The following is a 14,756-nucleotide window of genomic DNA, read 5'->3' as shown; positions in this document are numbered from 1 at the left end:
TCAATGGCTGGCTAGTAATCAGTAATTTTCACTGGTAGAAGTTGTTAGTAGCGCAATTAAAGCTTCAGCCTTATATAAGGCTAATGCGGGACACAAGATATAAGACCTGCGTGAACATTGCACTTTATGCAATGATGACAGTTCTTTGTTTCACTCAGGCGGAGAAACTGGTAATCAGTTCTTTTTATGTTCTAACTCATTGTTGATACACTGGTTTACTGTTAGTCTTGAGTGATTAAAGTACTGGCGACCTGTTCTTATTAAGACCGTTCTTATTCGGAATTCAGCCTAATATACTGTTATGATTTTTCACTGTAATGTAGTATTTATTGTTTTATTTTTAGAAATCTATGTTATTTAATCACAATATTTAGAGTAGAGGTAACATGTTAGAAACAATTACATTAGGCAGTGCCGTAAAGCTAGCGACTCCATTTGCGAAGAAGATTTTTAATTCAAAAATTAAGCCTATTTTAAGCGGTAAGGTCGATCAATACTTTAAAAATAAGTCTGATATAAATACTTTTGAAAAAGAATCAGTGAAATATATTTCTAGCTTAACTGGGCAATGTTCGACAATGAACACAATTGCCTTTCCAAATGCGCCCAAGAATTTGGAGGAGCTTTATTTACCACTAACACTCTGTGATGAAAGTAATTCTACCGAAATACTAATTGATGATAATGCTAATGTATTTGAAACTAACAATAAAGTATTAATAAACGACACCGCAGGCATGGGGAAGTCTACTCTTTCAAAGAAAATATACCTTAATATAGTGCGTGAAAATAATTACATTCCTGTATACGTAGAACTCCGCCAATTAGAAAATAAACCTATCGCTGAGCAAATAGCTTCAAAATTTGGAGTAAAAGCAAACTCTCCTGAAAAATTATTAAAAAAGTTACCATTGGTATATATTTTTGACGGCTTAGATGAGGTGTCAGCTAAAGACAAAAAAGATGTAATCAAAGAAATTAGGCTGTTTATTGACTTACTTGAGACTCCTAAGATTTTAATCACATCTAGACAAGAGTCGTACTTATCTGAGTTTTATGACTTTGTTCGTTATTCAATCGTTCCACTAAAAGATCAGGAAGCTTTCAGCCTTATTTCAAAGTATGACCCTGACGGTAGTGTTGCTAAAAAACTGATAAATGGTATTCGTCGTAGTGCTGATCGCGGTCTTAAAGAGTTTTTATCTACTCCTCTATATGTGTCATTATTATATTGCTCATATCGGTATAAAACAGCTATACCTCAAAAAAAGCACCTTTTTTACTCCCAAGTTTATGAGGCTTTATTTGACTCACATGATTTAAGCAAGGAGATAGGGTTCGTTAGACCCAAGCACTCAAAGTTAGACTCGTCAGAGTTTCATGCAATACTTCGAAGACTCGGTTTTTGGTGTTTAAAAAATGGAGGTAAAATTGAATTTCAAAAGGATGAGTTAGAAATAATACTTGCTGATATTATTCGATCTACAAATGGCATAAACACAAGTTCGGTAAACTTCGTTAAGGACTTAACTACGACCGTTCCATTATTTTTAAAGGAAGGTAGTAATATGCGTTGGTCACATAAATCGTTAATGGAATATTTTGCTTCTATGTTCATTTGTAATGATACAAAAGAAAAGCAACAAACTCTTCTACTTCATTTATATGGATCTGCCGAATGGTCTACTTACGCTAATATTTTTGAGCTGTGTGCTGATATTGACTTTAGTTCACTGCGCGCTTCTGTAGTGAAGGAAGTTTTAAATTCATATGTTACACATTATGAATCAACATATAACAATATAACAAATAAAAGAATCTCACCTAATTCAGTAGATATAAGAATTGGTTTGTCTTTTTCTAGAAATCTTGGTTTTAAATTAATATCATCCGATATTATTGACTTTGATGATGAAGGTTTTTGGAGTGATAAAACCCCTGATGTAAAACTGGTCAAAAGTAATTGTGGGCTATCCTCAGGTAAAGTTTTGCAATTCATAATGCCGTTAGATAAAAATAATCTTTGTCTGCACGGTATCATGATAGAAGGTAGAGAGAAAAAGATACTTGATATACTGGCTCATAAGGCTCCTGCATTATTTACAAGTTACAGTAATAAATCTGACTTTTCGGTTAAGTTGTCTAGATCCGCGTTAAAGCAGAATAACCTGTACTTAGTTTCAGATGATCCTAGCATCAAAATAAATAACTCAAAATATTTTCAACTAATAAATGAATTGTTATCGAGCTTTGGGAAGCATGCCTTGAAAATCAAAGAAGTAAGAGAAGAGTTATTACACATTGCTACAGATTCAAGTAATGGGATAGACCAATTACTTGGTTCAATGGATTGTTAAGTCCAATAAATCATAACAAGGCACTTAAACCGAACTAAAACAGTGGGTTACGTTTCGCTTCGCTTCACATTATAACCCACTATTTTAGCCCGCTTAGCAAGGCGTTACCGTATATCCGTTTGCCATACTTTCCATAATGAAATTCATCAATCCGAGAGTTGCAGCTCTAACTCACTTTTGTCCAAAAACGTGTTTCACTTCTCATGACCAAAAACACAAAACATTAAAAAAGCCAGTTGAATTAACAACTGGCTTTTATTTTGTCTAGCGATGCTAGACAAGTCGCTTTCGCTAAAGCAAATTACTCGCCTTGATCAACGCCTGCGCGGTTGATTAAGAACTGAGTCAATAATGGTACAGGGCGACCTGTAGAACCTTTATTGGCACCGCTGTTCCAAGCTGTACCAGCCACATCAATATGTGCCCAGTTATACTTCTTAGCAAAACGAGATAGGAAACAAGCAGCAGTAATAGAACCTGCTGGACGTCCACCTAAGTTGGTCATATCAGCAAATGGGCTCTCTAAGTGCTCTTGGTACTCATCCCATAATGGCATGCGCCATGCGCGGTCACCACTTTGCTCACCAGCATTAAGTAGCTCATGTGCAAGCGGGTTATGACCAGAGAACAGACCTGATGCGTGCTTACCCAGTGCAATAACACATGCGCCGGTTAAGGTTGCGGTATCAACCACTAATTCTGGGTCAAAGCGCTCAACATAGGTCAACACATCACATAAAACCAAACGGCCTTCAGCATCAGTGTTTAACACTTCAACCGTTTGACCTGACATAGTGGTTAAGATGTCGCCTGGACGATATGCATTACTCGATGGCATGTTTTCACAGCCGGCAAGTACGCCGATGACGTTGATGGGTAGCTGCATGTCACACAATGCTTTCATCGCACCGATAACACCTGCTGCGCCGCCCATGTCGTATTTCATCTCATCCATGCCTTCGCCTGGTTTAAGTGAAATACCACCTGAATCGAAGGTTAACCCTTTACCGACAAGTACAATTGGCTTCTGAGTATTATCGACAGCACCCTTGTATTCCATGATAGTCATAACTGATTCGTTATCACTACCACGGCCTACTGCTAGGTATGAATTCATTCCTAGTTTTTCCATCTGCTCTTCACCAACCGTTGTTACTGTGAGGTTCTCAGTATTTTCGGCGATTTGACGAGCTTGTGATGCAAGGTAAGCGGGGTTACAGATGTTTGGCGGCATGTTTGCCACGTCGCGACAAAGGTGCATACCGGCTGATACAGCCATGCCATGCTCTATCGCACGTTCGCCAACCGTTAGCTCACGGCGAGTAGGTACGTTAAACACCAACTTACGCAGTGGACGACGAGTCTCACCTTTACGTGTCTTAAGTGCATCAAAACTGTATAAGCTGTTCTGTGTACTTTCGACCGCTTCACGTACTTTCCAGTATGTATCGCGACCTTTCACGTGTAATTCGGTAAGAAAACAAACAGCTTCCATTGAACCTGTTTCGTTTAGGGTATTAATGGTCTTAGTGATAATTTGCTTGTATTGGCGTTCATCAAGTTCACGCTCTTTACCACAGCCAACCAAAAGTACACGTTCGCTTAATACGTTAGGTACATGATGCAGTAATAACATCTGTCCTGGCTTACCTTCCAAATCGCCACGACGAAGTAGGTTACTAATGTAACCATCACTGATCTTATCTAACTGTTCGGCGATACCGGACAAGCGTCTTGGCTCGTATACACCTACGACGATACAAGCTGAGCGTTGCTTCTCTGGGCTGCCGCTCTTTACGCTAAACTCCATGAGCTCTCCTAGATTCTTAAAGACAAATTTTATTATTTATTAGATAATGTCTGCTTGTGCCCAAAAAGGGCCTGAATATGGCGCACCCTAAAATAGATTTTTCAGGTGTTTTCCCTGGCCATGTTATGCAATTGTTGGTTACAAAACTACTAAAAGTAGACAGTTTACATGAAAGTTGTATTGATACCAGCATAATTCAAAGTTTAGAGACAGGATCCTACCTGTGATTGTATTTAGATACTTGATTCGAGAAGTTTTAAAGGCCCAAATTGCAGTACTTTTGGTGCTGTTAGCTATTTTTATTAGCCAACATTTCGTGCGTGTGCTTGCAGACGCCTCTGATGGTGAGTTTCCCGCTTCCCTAGTGATGACATTGCTAGGGCTCAATATGCCGTTTCTAGTTGTTTTAGTACTGCCACTCAGCCTATTTTTAGGTATTTTACTGGCTCATGGCCGCATGTACTCAGAAAATGAGATGGTTATTTTGCATGGTGTGGGCATTAGTGAATGGTATATCACCCGAGTCACTTTGCTGCTTGCTGTGGTCAACATGGTGTTTACAGGCTTTTTGTCTATTTATGTTACCCCTTGGGCAGAAGAGCGGCAAAATCAGGTGTTAGAACATGCCCAATCTGAGGCGGGGATTGCCGCATTAACCCAAGGGCGCTTTCAAACCAGCCCTAATGGCCGCGCAGTGTTATTTGTCGAACGCATTGGCCGAGATAATAAACTTGATAAAGTATTCGTTGCCCAGCTTCCCGATCCTGAAGACGAAACAGGCTTAGCTAATGTTGTGGTCGCGCGGTCTGGCAAGGTGGTTGAAGATGCTACAGGCGGGCAAAGGTTGCAGCTTGAAGATGGGGTGCAATATCAGGGAAGTCCAAAACGTATTGATTATCAGGTAGTCGAGTTTGGTGGCTATCAGATGGAGATTAAAGAGCAAGAGGCGGGAGAGCGCAGGCGTAAGCTTTCGGCACTGCCTATTGACCAATTGATGGATATTGATACGCCAGAAGCGACTGCTGAGTTTCATTGGCGCCTTGCAATACCGTTAGCGATTCCTTTAATGACTTTGATTGCAGTGCCTATGGCGCGAGTGAATAACCGCCAAGGAAAGTTCGCTAAGATGTTCCCTGCTATTTTGCTTTATTTGGGCTACTTCGGGTTGATGGTCGCGGGACGTAAATCGTTAGAAGACGGTGTTATTCCTGAATTCCTCGGAATGTGGTGGATCCATGCCTCCGCCCTGTTAATAGGCCTGCTCTTACTCGGTAAAGAGCGGCCAGCAGGGGCGAAACTTTCAGGCGTGTTTAAGCGTAAAAAGGCGGCTCGCGCATGAGAATTTTAGACCTCTATATTGCTAAGGTTCTTATCAGCAGCTCCTCTTTATCACTGCTTATTTTGACTGGTTTATCGGGCATTATTAAGTGGGTTGATCAGTTAAGGCTGGTAGGACGAGGCACCTATAGCATGATGGATGCTGGGATCTATGTACTGTTCTTGATCCCCCGTGATATCGAAATGTTTTTTCCTATGGCAGTACTGCTTGGCGCACTTACCGGCATGGGAATGTTGGCATCAAATTCTGAATTGGTGGTGATGCAGTCATCCGGTTTATCACGCTTGCAAATTGCACTGTCGGCAATGAAAACTGCGATACCTTTGATGATTTTGGTGATGTTACTGTCGGAGTATGTTGCGCCTGTTGCCGAGGTACGTGCGAAAGAGATCCAGCGAACGCAGATCTCTGGCGGTAGCTTGATTGAATCTAGCCGTGGAGTTTGGGCAAAAGATGGCGATCTGTTTGTTAATATTGGCGGTATTGTCGATAGCAATAATTTACGCGATATCACTTTGTACGAATTTAGCGATACTACTAACCTTACCAGTACTGTCCATGCCGAAACCGCTAAATATATGGGCAAATTTTGGCAACTCTATGACGTTAGAAGAACCTCATTAAAGAGCGAACAAGTGGTGTTGACCAACCTCGATGAAGACAAATGGATATCGTCGTTGACGCCCGAGAAATTAAGTGTGGTATCGGTTAAACCTGAGTCGTTATCTATTGAAGGGCTGTTGGATTATTTGGACTATCTACAAAACAACAATCAAGCTTCTGCTCGCTATGAGTTAGCATTGTGGCGCAAGTTAATGCAGCCTGTCACTATCGCGGTGATGATGTTAGTGGCGCTATCTTTTGTATTTGGTCCGTTAAGAACGGTGACCATGGGCGCGCGAGTGCTGCTAGGGGTCGTGGCTGGTTTTAGTTTCTATATTTGCAGTGAAGTATTTGGTCCATTAAGTATCGTTTATGGCCTACCAGCGTTTATTAGCGCCGGAATGCCAGCTGTCATATTTAGCGCTGGCGCGCTGTACTATATCCGTAAATAAAGGCCTAATCCTTAGAAGGTAGGCAACAAAAAAGCCAATATACTTGCGAGCAAGTTTATTGGCTTTTTCTTTTCTGCCTAACGCCTAACGCCTAACGCCTAACGCCTAACGCCTAACGCCTAACGCTAATCGCATATTAAGCGATTAAACGCCTCGCCAGTTACGCATCTGATTAGCTTCTTTAGACAGTACCACCATTTCAGAGCGGGTCATCATATCTTGCAGTGCAAGCTTGTCACCGTTAATCAATATCCACAAATTACCAATGCCGAGTAACGACCAGATAAGTCTCGCCGCAGCGGTGATCATACTTAGATTCTGACCATTCGGGTGCTGGATCTTAAGTCTCCAAGCGCGCATCCCTAAAGTTTGGCCACCGTAGCTCCAAAAGCTGATATAGAACAAACCTACACACAAGGCTATCCAGAATTGATAGATCCCTTTATATAACGGCTCGGCATTTAGCGCATCGGATATATGCTCATAACCTGTTATGTCGACTAGCCCGCCAGAGACCAGTGCGGTAAATAGGCCAAAACCGATAGCGCCGGCGATCATGTAAACCGCGACAGCGAGTAGCAAGTCGTAAATAATTGCGCCGCAGCGTTTGAAAAAACCAGCGCGTGGAAAGTTAGCATGATCGCTGTTGGGCATAGAGTTTGCTGTCATTAATATCACTCAATTGGTTGGTTGCGAGTCAGTGTTGTTAACGGGTTAACGCGCCTTAGGATCATCTTTAATGTAATAAATATCGCTAAAACCAAATCTAGCAAACTCTTTATTACGAAAATCTCTTACCGCCGATGAACCCTTAGATGTCATCTCTACTTGCTGTTCCATCATATGGTAGCGAGTTAAATCAACGCCTTCTTCAGCCGCAACGGCTTCATAGATGTCATGGAATTTGTCGTAGGCAAAGTTAATCTCTTTGGCTTTGCCTTTGAACTTATAGGTGATTCTTACGGCCATGTTAGTCTTCTCTTTTGAAATTGCGCATATGATAGCAAATCTCGGCTATAAGGTATAAACCATATAACAGGCATCGGCTGGATAGCCGCTGAGATCTTTCTCGATCTTACGCTCGCAGAAGCCTTGTTGTTGCCAGTAGCGATCCGCACCTTGCACTGCAACTAAGCTAATGCTGCTGTATTTGTCTTGCACTGCAAACAGTTTTAAGCGATCGAGGATCAATCGACCTGCGCCTTTGCCTTGAGCTTTAGCTGACAGCGCAATGTCGTGCAGGTACAGGGTATCGCTTGCAGTGATGCTGCCTAACTCTTGCTCTAAGGTGGGCGGATTATTGATTATCCACGGATGAGCCAAGCAATAGCCTACAACTTGTTGGTTTAGTTCGAGGCTAAAGCAGCTTTGCGGCGATGCTAACCATTTACTCTGTAATACTGCTAATGATTCGGGTTCGATCTGTGGATAGCACTCTAGCTGGATCTCAAGAATACTTGGCCAGTCACTTGCTTCAATGCTGCGTAGTTTCATCTGTTCATCCTACTTGTTTTAAGCGGAGTATCGCTGCAGTAAATGCTGCTTGAAATGTTCTGGATTAAGCGTTTCACCAGTGGCTTGTTTTACCAGTTCATCGGTGGTCAATAAACTGCCTTTCGACCAGATATTTTGTTCAAGCCAGCCCATCACAGCAGGCAACTTACCATTAGTAACCAATGATTCCATAGAGCCTAGCTGCTGTTCCATCGCGACTCTGAATTGAGCGGCATACATGGCACCTAAGGTGTAGCTTGGGAAATATCCCATCTCACCAACGGCCCAGTGAATATCCTGCATGCAGCCATTCTTGTAGTCTCCATCGGTGTTAATCCCTAAAAGCGATTGCATCTGGGCGGACCAAAAGTCAGGTAGGTCGGCAATTGCGAGTTGATTGCTAACTATTGCTTTTTCAGCTTCAAAGCGCAGTAAAATATGGCAAGGGTAGGTGACTTCATCTGCATCGACTCTGATATGACCGGGTGTAACTCTAGAGTAGATGTTTAGCAACTGCTGGTGGCTTAAGTTGCAATCTAAACGTTGTTTCAGCATAGGTTGCAGGTGCTGGAGAAATGCACTGCCGCGTCCAAGCTGCATTTCGCAAAACAGGCTTTGGCTCTCATGGATTGCCATTGAACGCGCAACGCCAGCGGGCTGCCCGCGCCATTTAAGTGGTAAGCCTTGCTCATATTTTGCATGACCAGTTTCATGTACAACGCCCATCAAGCCGCTGGTAAAGTCAGCTTCATCATAACGAGTGGTTAGGCGAACATCACTGGCAACGCCGCCACAAAATGGGTGGCTGCTGGTATCGAGCCTACCGTGGTTAAAGTCAAACTGTAAAAGCTCCATCACATCACGACTTAATAGCGCTTGTGCCTCACTATTGGTGTGAGGAATGCTAAAACGAGCTTGGTGCTGCTGTTTATCTTGAACTTGTTCAATTAATTGCGGCAACCAGCTTTTTAAGCCACCAAATATCTGCTCCAGCCTTGTTGATGTCATTCCGGGTTCAAACTTATCCAGCAGTGCATCATAAGGGGAGACATTAAGCGCTTCTGTACGAATCAGTGCCTCTTCCTTTGCAAGCGCAAGTACTTGCTCAAGGTTAGGTTTAAATCCTTGCCAGTCGTTTTGGTTACGTTGCTCGCGCCAAGCTTGCTCGCACTTATAGGCGGCTTTGGTTTTGGCTTCAACAAGGCTCCCCGGAACAATATTCGCTTGCTGGTACTGATAGCGGATCTCTCGAAGGTTTGCCTGCTGCTGCGGATCTAATGTTTCTAACTCTGCATCGGCAATCGTTTGCTCTAGCATAGGCGCGGTTTTCAATGAATGAATATGCTTGGCAAGTTCAGCCATTGCTGCGCCTCTCGCTTCGCCGCCACCAATAGGCATCATCGCTGCTTGATCCCAATCACCGAGTGCGCTCAAATGTTCAAAATGGCTAATGCTTTGAAAGTGGCTGCAAAGCAATTGATAGTTTTTGTTAGTAGACTGGTTCATAAAGGTCAGCTAAAGATGAATAATCTCGCTATGCTAGCATGAAGTTCAACGGCAAATAAGCGCTACTAAATCGATTATTTATATTGCATTTGTAGTAAGCAAAAAGGAGATAATAATGAGCAAAGCTCAGGGACTGGGTTTTATTGCGGCAAGCTTGCTGCTATGTAGTTTTAACTTGATGGCGGGGAGTGAAGCATTTAAACCGGGAGTGGTATTGCCGCAATATGGCAAAATAGCTGAGGTGGAGACTAGTGTAACTATTCCCAAAAATATGAAGTTCAAAGTGGTGTTTGATATGAGCAAAGCTGCGGAACCAGGCAAAGTAAACCGTAGTTTGGATACGTTAGCGCGCTTTATCAATATGCATGTCAGCAATGGTGTTGCACTCGATGATATCGACTTGATGATGGTGGTTCACGGTAGTGCAGTCAAAGACTTTACCCTGGAAAAATTCTATCAATCAATTCAAGGTAAACCTAACGCCAACGCAGAGTTGATAGACCAACTGAGCAAAATTGGTGTTAAATTTAATTTATGTGGTCAAAGTGCCGCTTATTATGATGTATCACTGCCGCAGTTGTTACCTAGGGTCGATATGGCATTATCGGCGATGACAGCTCACGCCATAGCAGCAAAAGAGGGTTACAGCTTGAATCCTTTTTAAGCTGTGGATTTTTTAGTTTGGCTACAGGGCAAAGTTTGGTATGCTGAATACTGCATAAATTATTTTAAATTATGCAGTTAGCCACATTGCAAGGCATCGAAGCTTTGCGCCGCATAGGATCATGCGGATAAATTGTGTTCATGGAGGATTTAATGGTTTCATTTCTATTAAGCCAAGAAAACTTACCCTATGCCATCTCCTTATGTATTGTTGGTATACTCGGAATTGTTGAAAGCTTATCTCTTGTCATTGGTGCTAGCTTTTTAGGGCTACTCGATGATTGGGCGCCTAATGATGCAGGCAATGATGTCGGTGGAGTCACGGGGCTTGCTGGCTGGTTATGCATTAATCGTCTCCCGCTACTGATTTGGTTTGTACTGGCACTCGTGAGCTTCGCCATTGCAGGTTTATCGGTTAACTTTGTCTCTTTAAGTTGGTTTGAAAGTCTATCTGCCCAATCTGTTTCTTTGCCTATTTCACTTATGCTTATGGCCGTCAGTTGTCATTTTCTTGGTGGAAAACTTGCCAATATCTTACCCAAAAATGAATCATCAGCAGTTTCGGTTGAAGACCTTAATGGGTGTGTTGGTACCTTAACTATAGGTAAAGCCGTTTTAGGAAATCCTAGCGAAGCATTAGTTAAAGACGACTATTTGCAAAAGCATTATGTATTAGTGGAGCCCGAGGAAGATGGAGTTGAGTTTTTAACCGGGACGCAAGTGGTGCTGCTTAAAAGAAGAGGCCGTGTTTGGAGCGCGGCAAAACTTGAATCATGAATATCCATATGTTTGATATAAATTTAACCTAAATAATGAAGGAACATTATAGATGGAACCAGTACAAGATATAGCTGCAGGATTTGGTGGTAGCTTTGCGTTAATAATCGCAGGCTCAGTTTTTGTCGGTATGTTGGTAATTGGGATGATTTTTGCCAAATTATATTGCCGTGCCACAAAAGAGATGGCGTTTGTTAGAACAGGCTTTGGCGGAGAAAAGATTATTAAAGATGGCGGTGCGATCGTTCTGCCCGTTCTGCATGAAACCACTGTGGTCAATATGAATACATTACGTATTGAAGTGGAAAAAACACAAAAAGATGCCTTGATTACCAAAGACCGTATGCGAGTCGATGTTAAAGCGGATTTCTATCTGCGAGTTGCCCCCAATGTAGAGGGGATCTCGATGGCGGCGCAAACTCTTGGCACCAGAACAACCCGAGTTGAAGAGCTGAAAAAGCTGATGGAGAGTAAGTTTGTCGATGTGCTGCGAGCCGTAGCTGCAGAGATGAATATGACCGAAATGCATGAACAGCGTGCTGACTTTGTACAGCGAGTGCAAAATAATGTCGCTAATGATCTTGAGAAGAATGGTCTTGAGCTTGAATCGGTATCGTTAACAGGCTTCGATCAAACTGACTTGCAATTTTTCAATGAGAACAACGCCTTTGATGCTGAAGGTCGCGCGCGCTTAGCTAAGATTATTGAAGAGAAGCGTAAAGAGACCAATGATATCGAGCAGGAAAACCGAATTAAAATAGAGCAGCGTAATCTTGAAGCTGAAAAACAGTCGCTTGAAATTGAAAAGACGGAAGAGGAAGCACGGCTAGTGCAACAACAAGCGCTAGAGTTTAAACGTGCTGAACAAAAAGCGGAGATCTTAAAGCAACAAGAGCAAAAAACGCGCGAAGAACGTGAGGCTGAAATTGCTAAAGAGCGTGCTGTTGAGACTGCTGAGATTGAGAAAACCAAAGATATTGAAACCCGTGAAATTGAAAAGCGTAAAGCGATTGAGCAATCACGCATTCAGCAGCAACGCGATATCGAAGTGGCTGAGCAAGACAAACAGATTGCCGTTGCCGCGAAATCAGAAGAGGAGTCTGCTGCACGCGCACAAGCCGCAGATGCTGAAAAACTCAAGGTAGAGAAAGAAGAAGCGGTTATCACCACTCGTCAAGTGGCTGAAGCTAACCGTCGTAAAGAGATTGAAGTGATTGATGCGCGTAAAGAAGCGGAGCGTGAGGCGGTAGGGGTCACCGTTGAAGCTGAAGCTGAAAAACGTGCAGCTGAAGATAGATCGAGTGCGATTTTAATTGAAGCGAAAGCAGCTGCAGATGCGAAAAAGTTAAGCGCTGAAGCGGATGAAAAAGTCTATGCGGTTGATGCGGCTGGTAAGCAAGCACTGCATGAAGCTGAAAACGTATTGAGCGATGAGCAGATTGCCCTGCAACGCTCACTGGCTATTTTGGCCTCATTGCCTGAAATTATCAAAGAGTCAGTTAAGCCACTGGAAAGCATTGAAGGCATTAAGATCCTGCAAGGTTACGGCGCTGGTAACAGCAATGGTACTGGTGCAGCAGAAACGGCAGGCCAACAGGGGGGCATTGCAGAGCAAGTCACTACCGCCGCATTAAATTATCGTGCTAACGGCCCTGTGGTTGATGCTATGCTGCAAGAGCTTGGACTCGTTGATGCTAAAACTGGCAATTTGAGTGAGTTGCTAAAAGGTAATAATACCCTCACCGAGCAAGCGCTTAATATTCCTAAGGTTGAGCTCGATACACTCGATGGTCACAGTCACAAGCAAACCACAGCAGCGGATCTTAACTAAATTCTCTACCATTTAACAAGAGCGCCTTTCGGGGCGCTTTTTTGTGTCTAAAGCAAATGAGCATTTTGTAATACAGGGGGTAACCAGCTTTAAAACTTGGCTGATAAAGTCGATTTTTATCTTACATTACCAGAGTCATATCCAGCCTCAGCAGCAATTCTAAAAGCGCATCTAACGGCTAATTACTCGCTAATACTTTAGTGCTAGTAAGATATTCTAAAAAAATAATTATAAGTTAGCTTTAGTAGCGCAGCAGGCAGTACAGTAGATGTTTATCGTGATGGCAACCTTGTTGGTTCATCAGCAAGTAATACCACCTATACCGATACTATTAGCACTAAAGGTGGTGGTACATACACTTACAAAGCATGTGATGCTGGAACGACTACTTGTAGCGCCAATGTTAGAGTAACATTCTAATAGCGTTAGACTAATCCACTAATGGCTGTAACAGGGCCAGTGCTGGTTGCAAATTTTTAGGCCAGATTTGATAAGCCTTATGGTGTTTAATCAGTGAGGCTTTTTTGTTACCGGCGCTAAGCAGTAGATCATGCTTATAAGCCACAGCGGAAAAAGCTGGCTCAGGCGCACGGACATAAAGTGTGATGGGTTTTAACAGTTCATTGCCATCAATGCGTTGCTGAAATTGATCTTCTGGTATGATCAAACTCGAGTGACCATCGCTAGCGAGCTTTAGCTTTTTAGTCACTTCTTGATCGGTAATGATAAGCCAATCGTCTGCTTCAAGTTCAGTTAACATCGCTTTTAAAGATGCGGCTAGTCCTTGCTGTTTACCGGCAATGTAGCTGTACTGCTGGCTAATCTTTTGTAGTAAAAGTTTAAGTTCTGCTGCAGCGCCCATGCTACGAGCCTGTCTTATCCAAAAGGTAAGATCATCGGCTATCAATTTAGAAAAGCGACGTTCTTTAAGGGCGGTTACCATCCAGCTACATAAAAAATGACTCTCAGCGGCGGGGGTTTTAGCACTGCTGCTTTTTGCTGCATAATCGGAAAGTGCAGCAAGACCTGCGTTAGCAAATTCTAAAAGGGCTTGGTTATAACTGGTATCGGACATGAGATCTCCGCCGTGGAAAGTAAGTGAGGGTACGGCGGAGAGATTATAGCTAATCCCGTCTTTAACAGCTACGTTGAAGCGCAGCCGCAAGAGATTATTTGAGTGCCAGTTTTGCTGCGGTAGTAATTAGCTCCGGTGCTGGGCGCACTCTAAAGTTTGGATTCACATATTGGAAATGCACTAGGCCGCTAGCATCACTGATATAAACCGCTGGTACGGGTAATACTAAGCGCTGCTCGCCAGATGGTGTTTGCCAAAGTTTATTTTCAAGCTTCATCTTGCTGGTGTAACGGGAAGTGGTCTTGGCGCTGGTGAAGTAGGCTAGGCCAAAGGCTTTACTGGTGTCTAAGTTGGCATCGGATAACAAGGTGTAACTGAGGTCTTGCTTGGTCATCGATGCTTTTAATTTTTCAGGCGTATCCGGAGAGATACCTATTAGCTGAAAACCCATCTCGAGTAGTTGTGGCTCAATTGCTTGCAATTGACCCATTTGAGAGTTGCAAAATGGGCACCAGCCACCACGATAGAAAAAGATGATGCTTGGTTTGCCAGCAGTGAGTTTGGCGATATCAACACTGTTGCCATTGAGATCTTTTAGTGAAGCAGAGGGAATGGTTTGTCCGTTCATTAACGGCATCACATTCAATTCATCGAGTGCGATAGGTTTAGCAAAAACAGGCAAGCTAAACAGTAGTATCGTCAGTGCAACTAAGGTCTTTTTTAACATTATTTTGGCCTTTAAATGTAGAGGAAGTTATTCGCCTAATAATAGACCTGTGAAATGTAATTTAACTTTCAATGTCTGTTGCTAGGGGCTGTTGATCTTTCATGGTTGTTTTTGCCGCAGTT

13 protein-coding genes are annotated in these 14,756 nt (G+C 42.8%); 6 read left to right on the top strand and 7 right to left on the bottom strand.

Annotated features, from left to right (window positions below; genetic code table 11):
* Positions 1–386 precede the first annotated feature (386 nt).
* Positions 387–2,357 carry an NACHT domain-containing NTPase gene (locus AB4238_RS18900; RefSeq protein WP_372034832.1) on the top strand — a complete coding sequence of 657 codons (1,971 nt, stop codon included), beginning with the start codon at positions 387–389 and terminating at the stop codon, positions 2,355–2,357.
* Positions 2,358–2,658: 301 nt separating this feature from the next.
* On the opposite strand, the gene pepA is transcribed toward AB4238_RS18900, so the two are convergent.
* Positions 2,659–4,167 (bottom strand): leucyl aminopeptidase, encoded by a 1,509-nt coding sequence (gene pepA / locus AB4238_RS18895; RefSeq protein ID WP_372034831.1) that lies wholly within the window; start codon positions 4,165–4,167, stop codon positions 2,659–2,661.
* Positions 4,168–4,390: 223 nt separating this feature from the next.
* On the opposite strand from pepA, the gene lptF reads away from it, so the two are divergent.
* Positions 4,391–5,506, top strand: a complete 1,116-nt coding sequence (gene lptF / locus AB4238_RS18890) for an LPS export ABC transporter permease LptF (protein WP_372034830.1) — start codon at positions 4,391–4,393, stop codon at positions 5,504–5,506.
* On the top strand, positions 5,503–6,561 hold the full coding sequence (gene lptG / locus AB4238_RS18885; RefSeq protein WP_372034829.1) for an LPS export ABC transporter permease LptG: 1,059 nt from the start codon (positions 5,503–5,505) through the stop codon (positions 6,559–6,561). Before lptF ends, lptG begins: the two co-directional genes overlap by 4 nt.
* Before the next feature lie 144 nt (positions 6,562–6,705).
* Here lptG and AB4238_RS18880 read toward each other — a convergent pair whose 3' ends face one another.
* From AB4238_RS18880 to AB4238_RS18865, 4 genes are read right to left on the bottom strand one after another with little or no spacing between them, the layout of a single operon-like run.
* Positions 6,706–7,215 carry an RDD family protein gene (locus AB4238_RS18880; RefSeq protein WP_372034833.1) on the bottom strand — a complete coding sequence of 170 codons (510 nt, stop codon included), beginning with the start codon at positions 7,213–7,215 and terminating at the stop codon, positions 6,706–6,708.
* A gap of 60 nt (positions 7,216–7,275) precedes the next feature.
* Positions 7,276–7,530 (bottom strand): DUF2960 domain-containing protein, encoded by a 255-nt coding sequence (locus AB4238_RS18875; RefSeq protein WP_020914207.1) that lies wholly within the window; start codon positions 7,528–7,530, stop codon positions 7,276–7,278.
* Positions 7,531–7,575: 45 nt separating this feature from the next.
* On the bottom strand, positions 7,576–8,055 hold the full coding sequence (locus AB4238_RS18870; protein WP_372034828.1) for a GNAT family N-acetyltransferase: 480 nt from the start codon (positions 8,053–8,055) through the stop codon (positions 7,576–7,578).
* A gap of 18 nt (positions 8,056–8,073) precedes the next feature.
* Entirely contained in the window at positions 8,074–9,561 is a 1,488-nt protein-coding gene (locus tag AB4238_RS18865) for a carboxypeptidase M32 (RefSeq protein ID WP_372034827.1), read from the bottom strand.
* Between the two features lie 115 nt (positions 9,562–9,676).
* Between AB4238_RS18865 and AB4238_RS18860 the strand changes: the two genes are divergently transcribed.
* The 3 genes from AB4238_RS18860 (at position 9,677) to AB4238_RS18850 (ending at position 12,832) form a co-directional block, all read left to right on the top strand.
* On the top strand, positions 9,677–10,225 hold the full coding sequence (locus AB4238_RS18860) for a DsrE family protein (RefSeq protein WP_372034826.1): 549 nt from the start codon (positions 9,677–9,679) through the stop codon (positions 10,223–10,225).
* A 152-nt stretch (positions 10,226–10,377) separates the two neighbouring features.
* Entirely contained in the window at positions 10,378–11,001 is a 624-nt protein-coding gene (locus AB4238_RS18855) for an OB-fold-containig protein (RefSeq protein WP_372034825.1), read from the top strand.
* Positions 11,002–11,053: 52 nt separating this feature from the next.
* A complete protein-coding gene (locus tag AB4238_RS18850; protein WP_372034824.1) occupies positions 11,054–12,832 on the top strand; it encodes a flotillin family protein in 1,779 nt (592 codons plus the stop codon).
* 430 nt (positions 12,833–13,262) lie between these two features.
* Here AB4238_RS18850 and AB4238_RS18845 read toward each other — a convergent pair whose 3' ends face one another.
* Both AB4238_RS18845 and AB4238_RS18840 read right to left on the bottom strand, forming a co-directional pair.
* Positions 13,263–13,907 carry a DUF2913 family protein gene (locus tag AB4238_RS18845; protein ID WP_372034823.1) on the bottom strand — a complete coding sequence of 215 codons (645 nt, stop codon included), beginning with the start codon at positions 13,905–13,907 and terminating at the stop codon, positions 13,263–13,265.
* Positions 13,908–14,001: 94 nt separating this feature from the next.
* Positions 14,002–14,634, bottom strand: coding sequence for a peroxiredoxin-like family protein (locus AB4238_RS18840; RefSeq protein ID WP_372034822.1), 633 nt, complete (start codon positions 14,632–14,634; stop codon positions 14,002–14,004).
* Positions 14,635–14,756 lie beyond the last annotated feature (122 nt).

It is taken from the genome of Shewanella sp. 10N.286.45.A1 (assembly GCF_041470405.1).
Lineage (GTDB): Bacteria > Pseudomonadota > Gammaproteobacteria > Enterobacterales > Shewanellaceae > Shewanella.
Note: the sequence above shows the minus strand (reverse complement) of the source record. Positions and strands in the feature narration are given on the sequence as shown.

What these genes read in the sequence shown, in the direction of transcription:
- AB4238_RS18900 (WP_372034832.1), top strand. Translation starts at nt 387, where the DNA reads ATGTTAGAAACAATTACATTAGGCAGTGCCGTAAAGCTAGCGACTCCA.
- pepA (WP_372034831.1), bottom strand. Translation starts at nt 4,167, where the DNA reads ATGGAGTTTAGCGTAAAGAGCGGCAGCCCAGAGAAGCAACGCTCAGCT.
- lptG (WP_372034829.1), top strand. Translation starts at nt 5,503, where the DNA reads ATGAGAATTTTAGACCTCTATATTGCTAAGGTTCTTATCAGCAGCTCC.
- AB4238_RS18880 (WP_372034833.1), bottom strand. Translation starts at nt 7,215, where the DNA reads ATGCCCAACAGCGATCATGCTAACTTTCCACGCGCTGGTTTTTTCAAA.
- AB4238_RS18875 (WP_020914207.1), bottom strand. Translation starts at nt 7,530, where the DNA reads ATGGCCGTAAGAATCACCTATAAGTTCAAAGGCAAAGCCAAAGAGATT.
- AB4238_RS18870 (WP_372034828.1), bottom strand. Translation starts at nt 8,055, where the DNA reads ATGAAACTACGCAGCATTGAAGCAAGTGACTGGCCAAGTATTCTTGAG.
- AB4238_RS18865 (WP_372034827.1), bottom strand. Translation starts at nt 9,561, where the DNA reads ATGAACCAGTCTACTAACAAAAACTATCAATTGCTTTGCAGCCACTTT.
- AB4238_RS18860 (WP_372034826.1), top strand. Translation starts at nt 9,677, where the DNA reads ATGAGCAAAGCTCAGGGACTGGGTTTTATTGCGGCAAGCTTGCTGCTA.
- AB4238_RS18855 (WP_372034825.1), top strand. Translation starts at nt 10,378, where the DNA reads ATGGTTTCATTTCTATTAAGCCAAGAAAACTTACCCTATGCCATCTCC.
- AB4238_RS18850 (WP_372034824.1), top strand. Translation starts at nt 11,054, where the DNA reads ATGGAACCAGTACAAGATATAGCTGCAGGATTTGGTGGTAGCTTTGCG.
- AB4238_RS18845 (WP_372034823.1), bottom strand. Translation starts at nt 13,907, where the DNA reads ATGTCCGATACCAGTTATAACCAAGCCCTTTTAGAATTTGCTAACGCA.
- AB4238_RS18840 (WP_372034822.1), bottom strand. Translation starts at nt 14,634, where the DNA reads ATGTTAAAAAAGACCTTAGTTGCACTGACGATACTACTGTTTAGCTTG.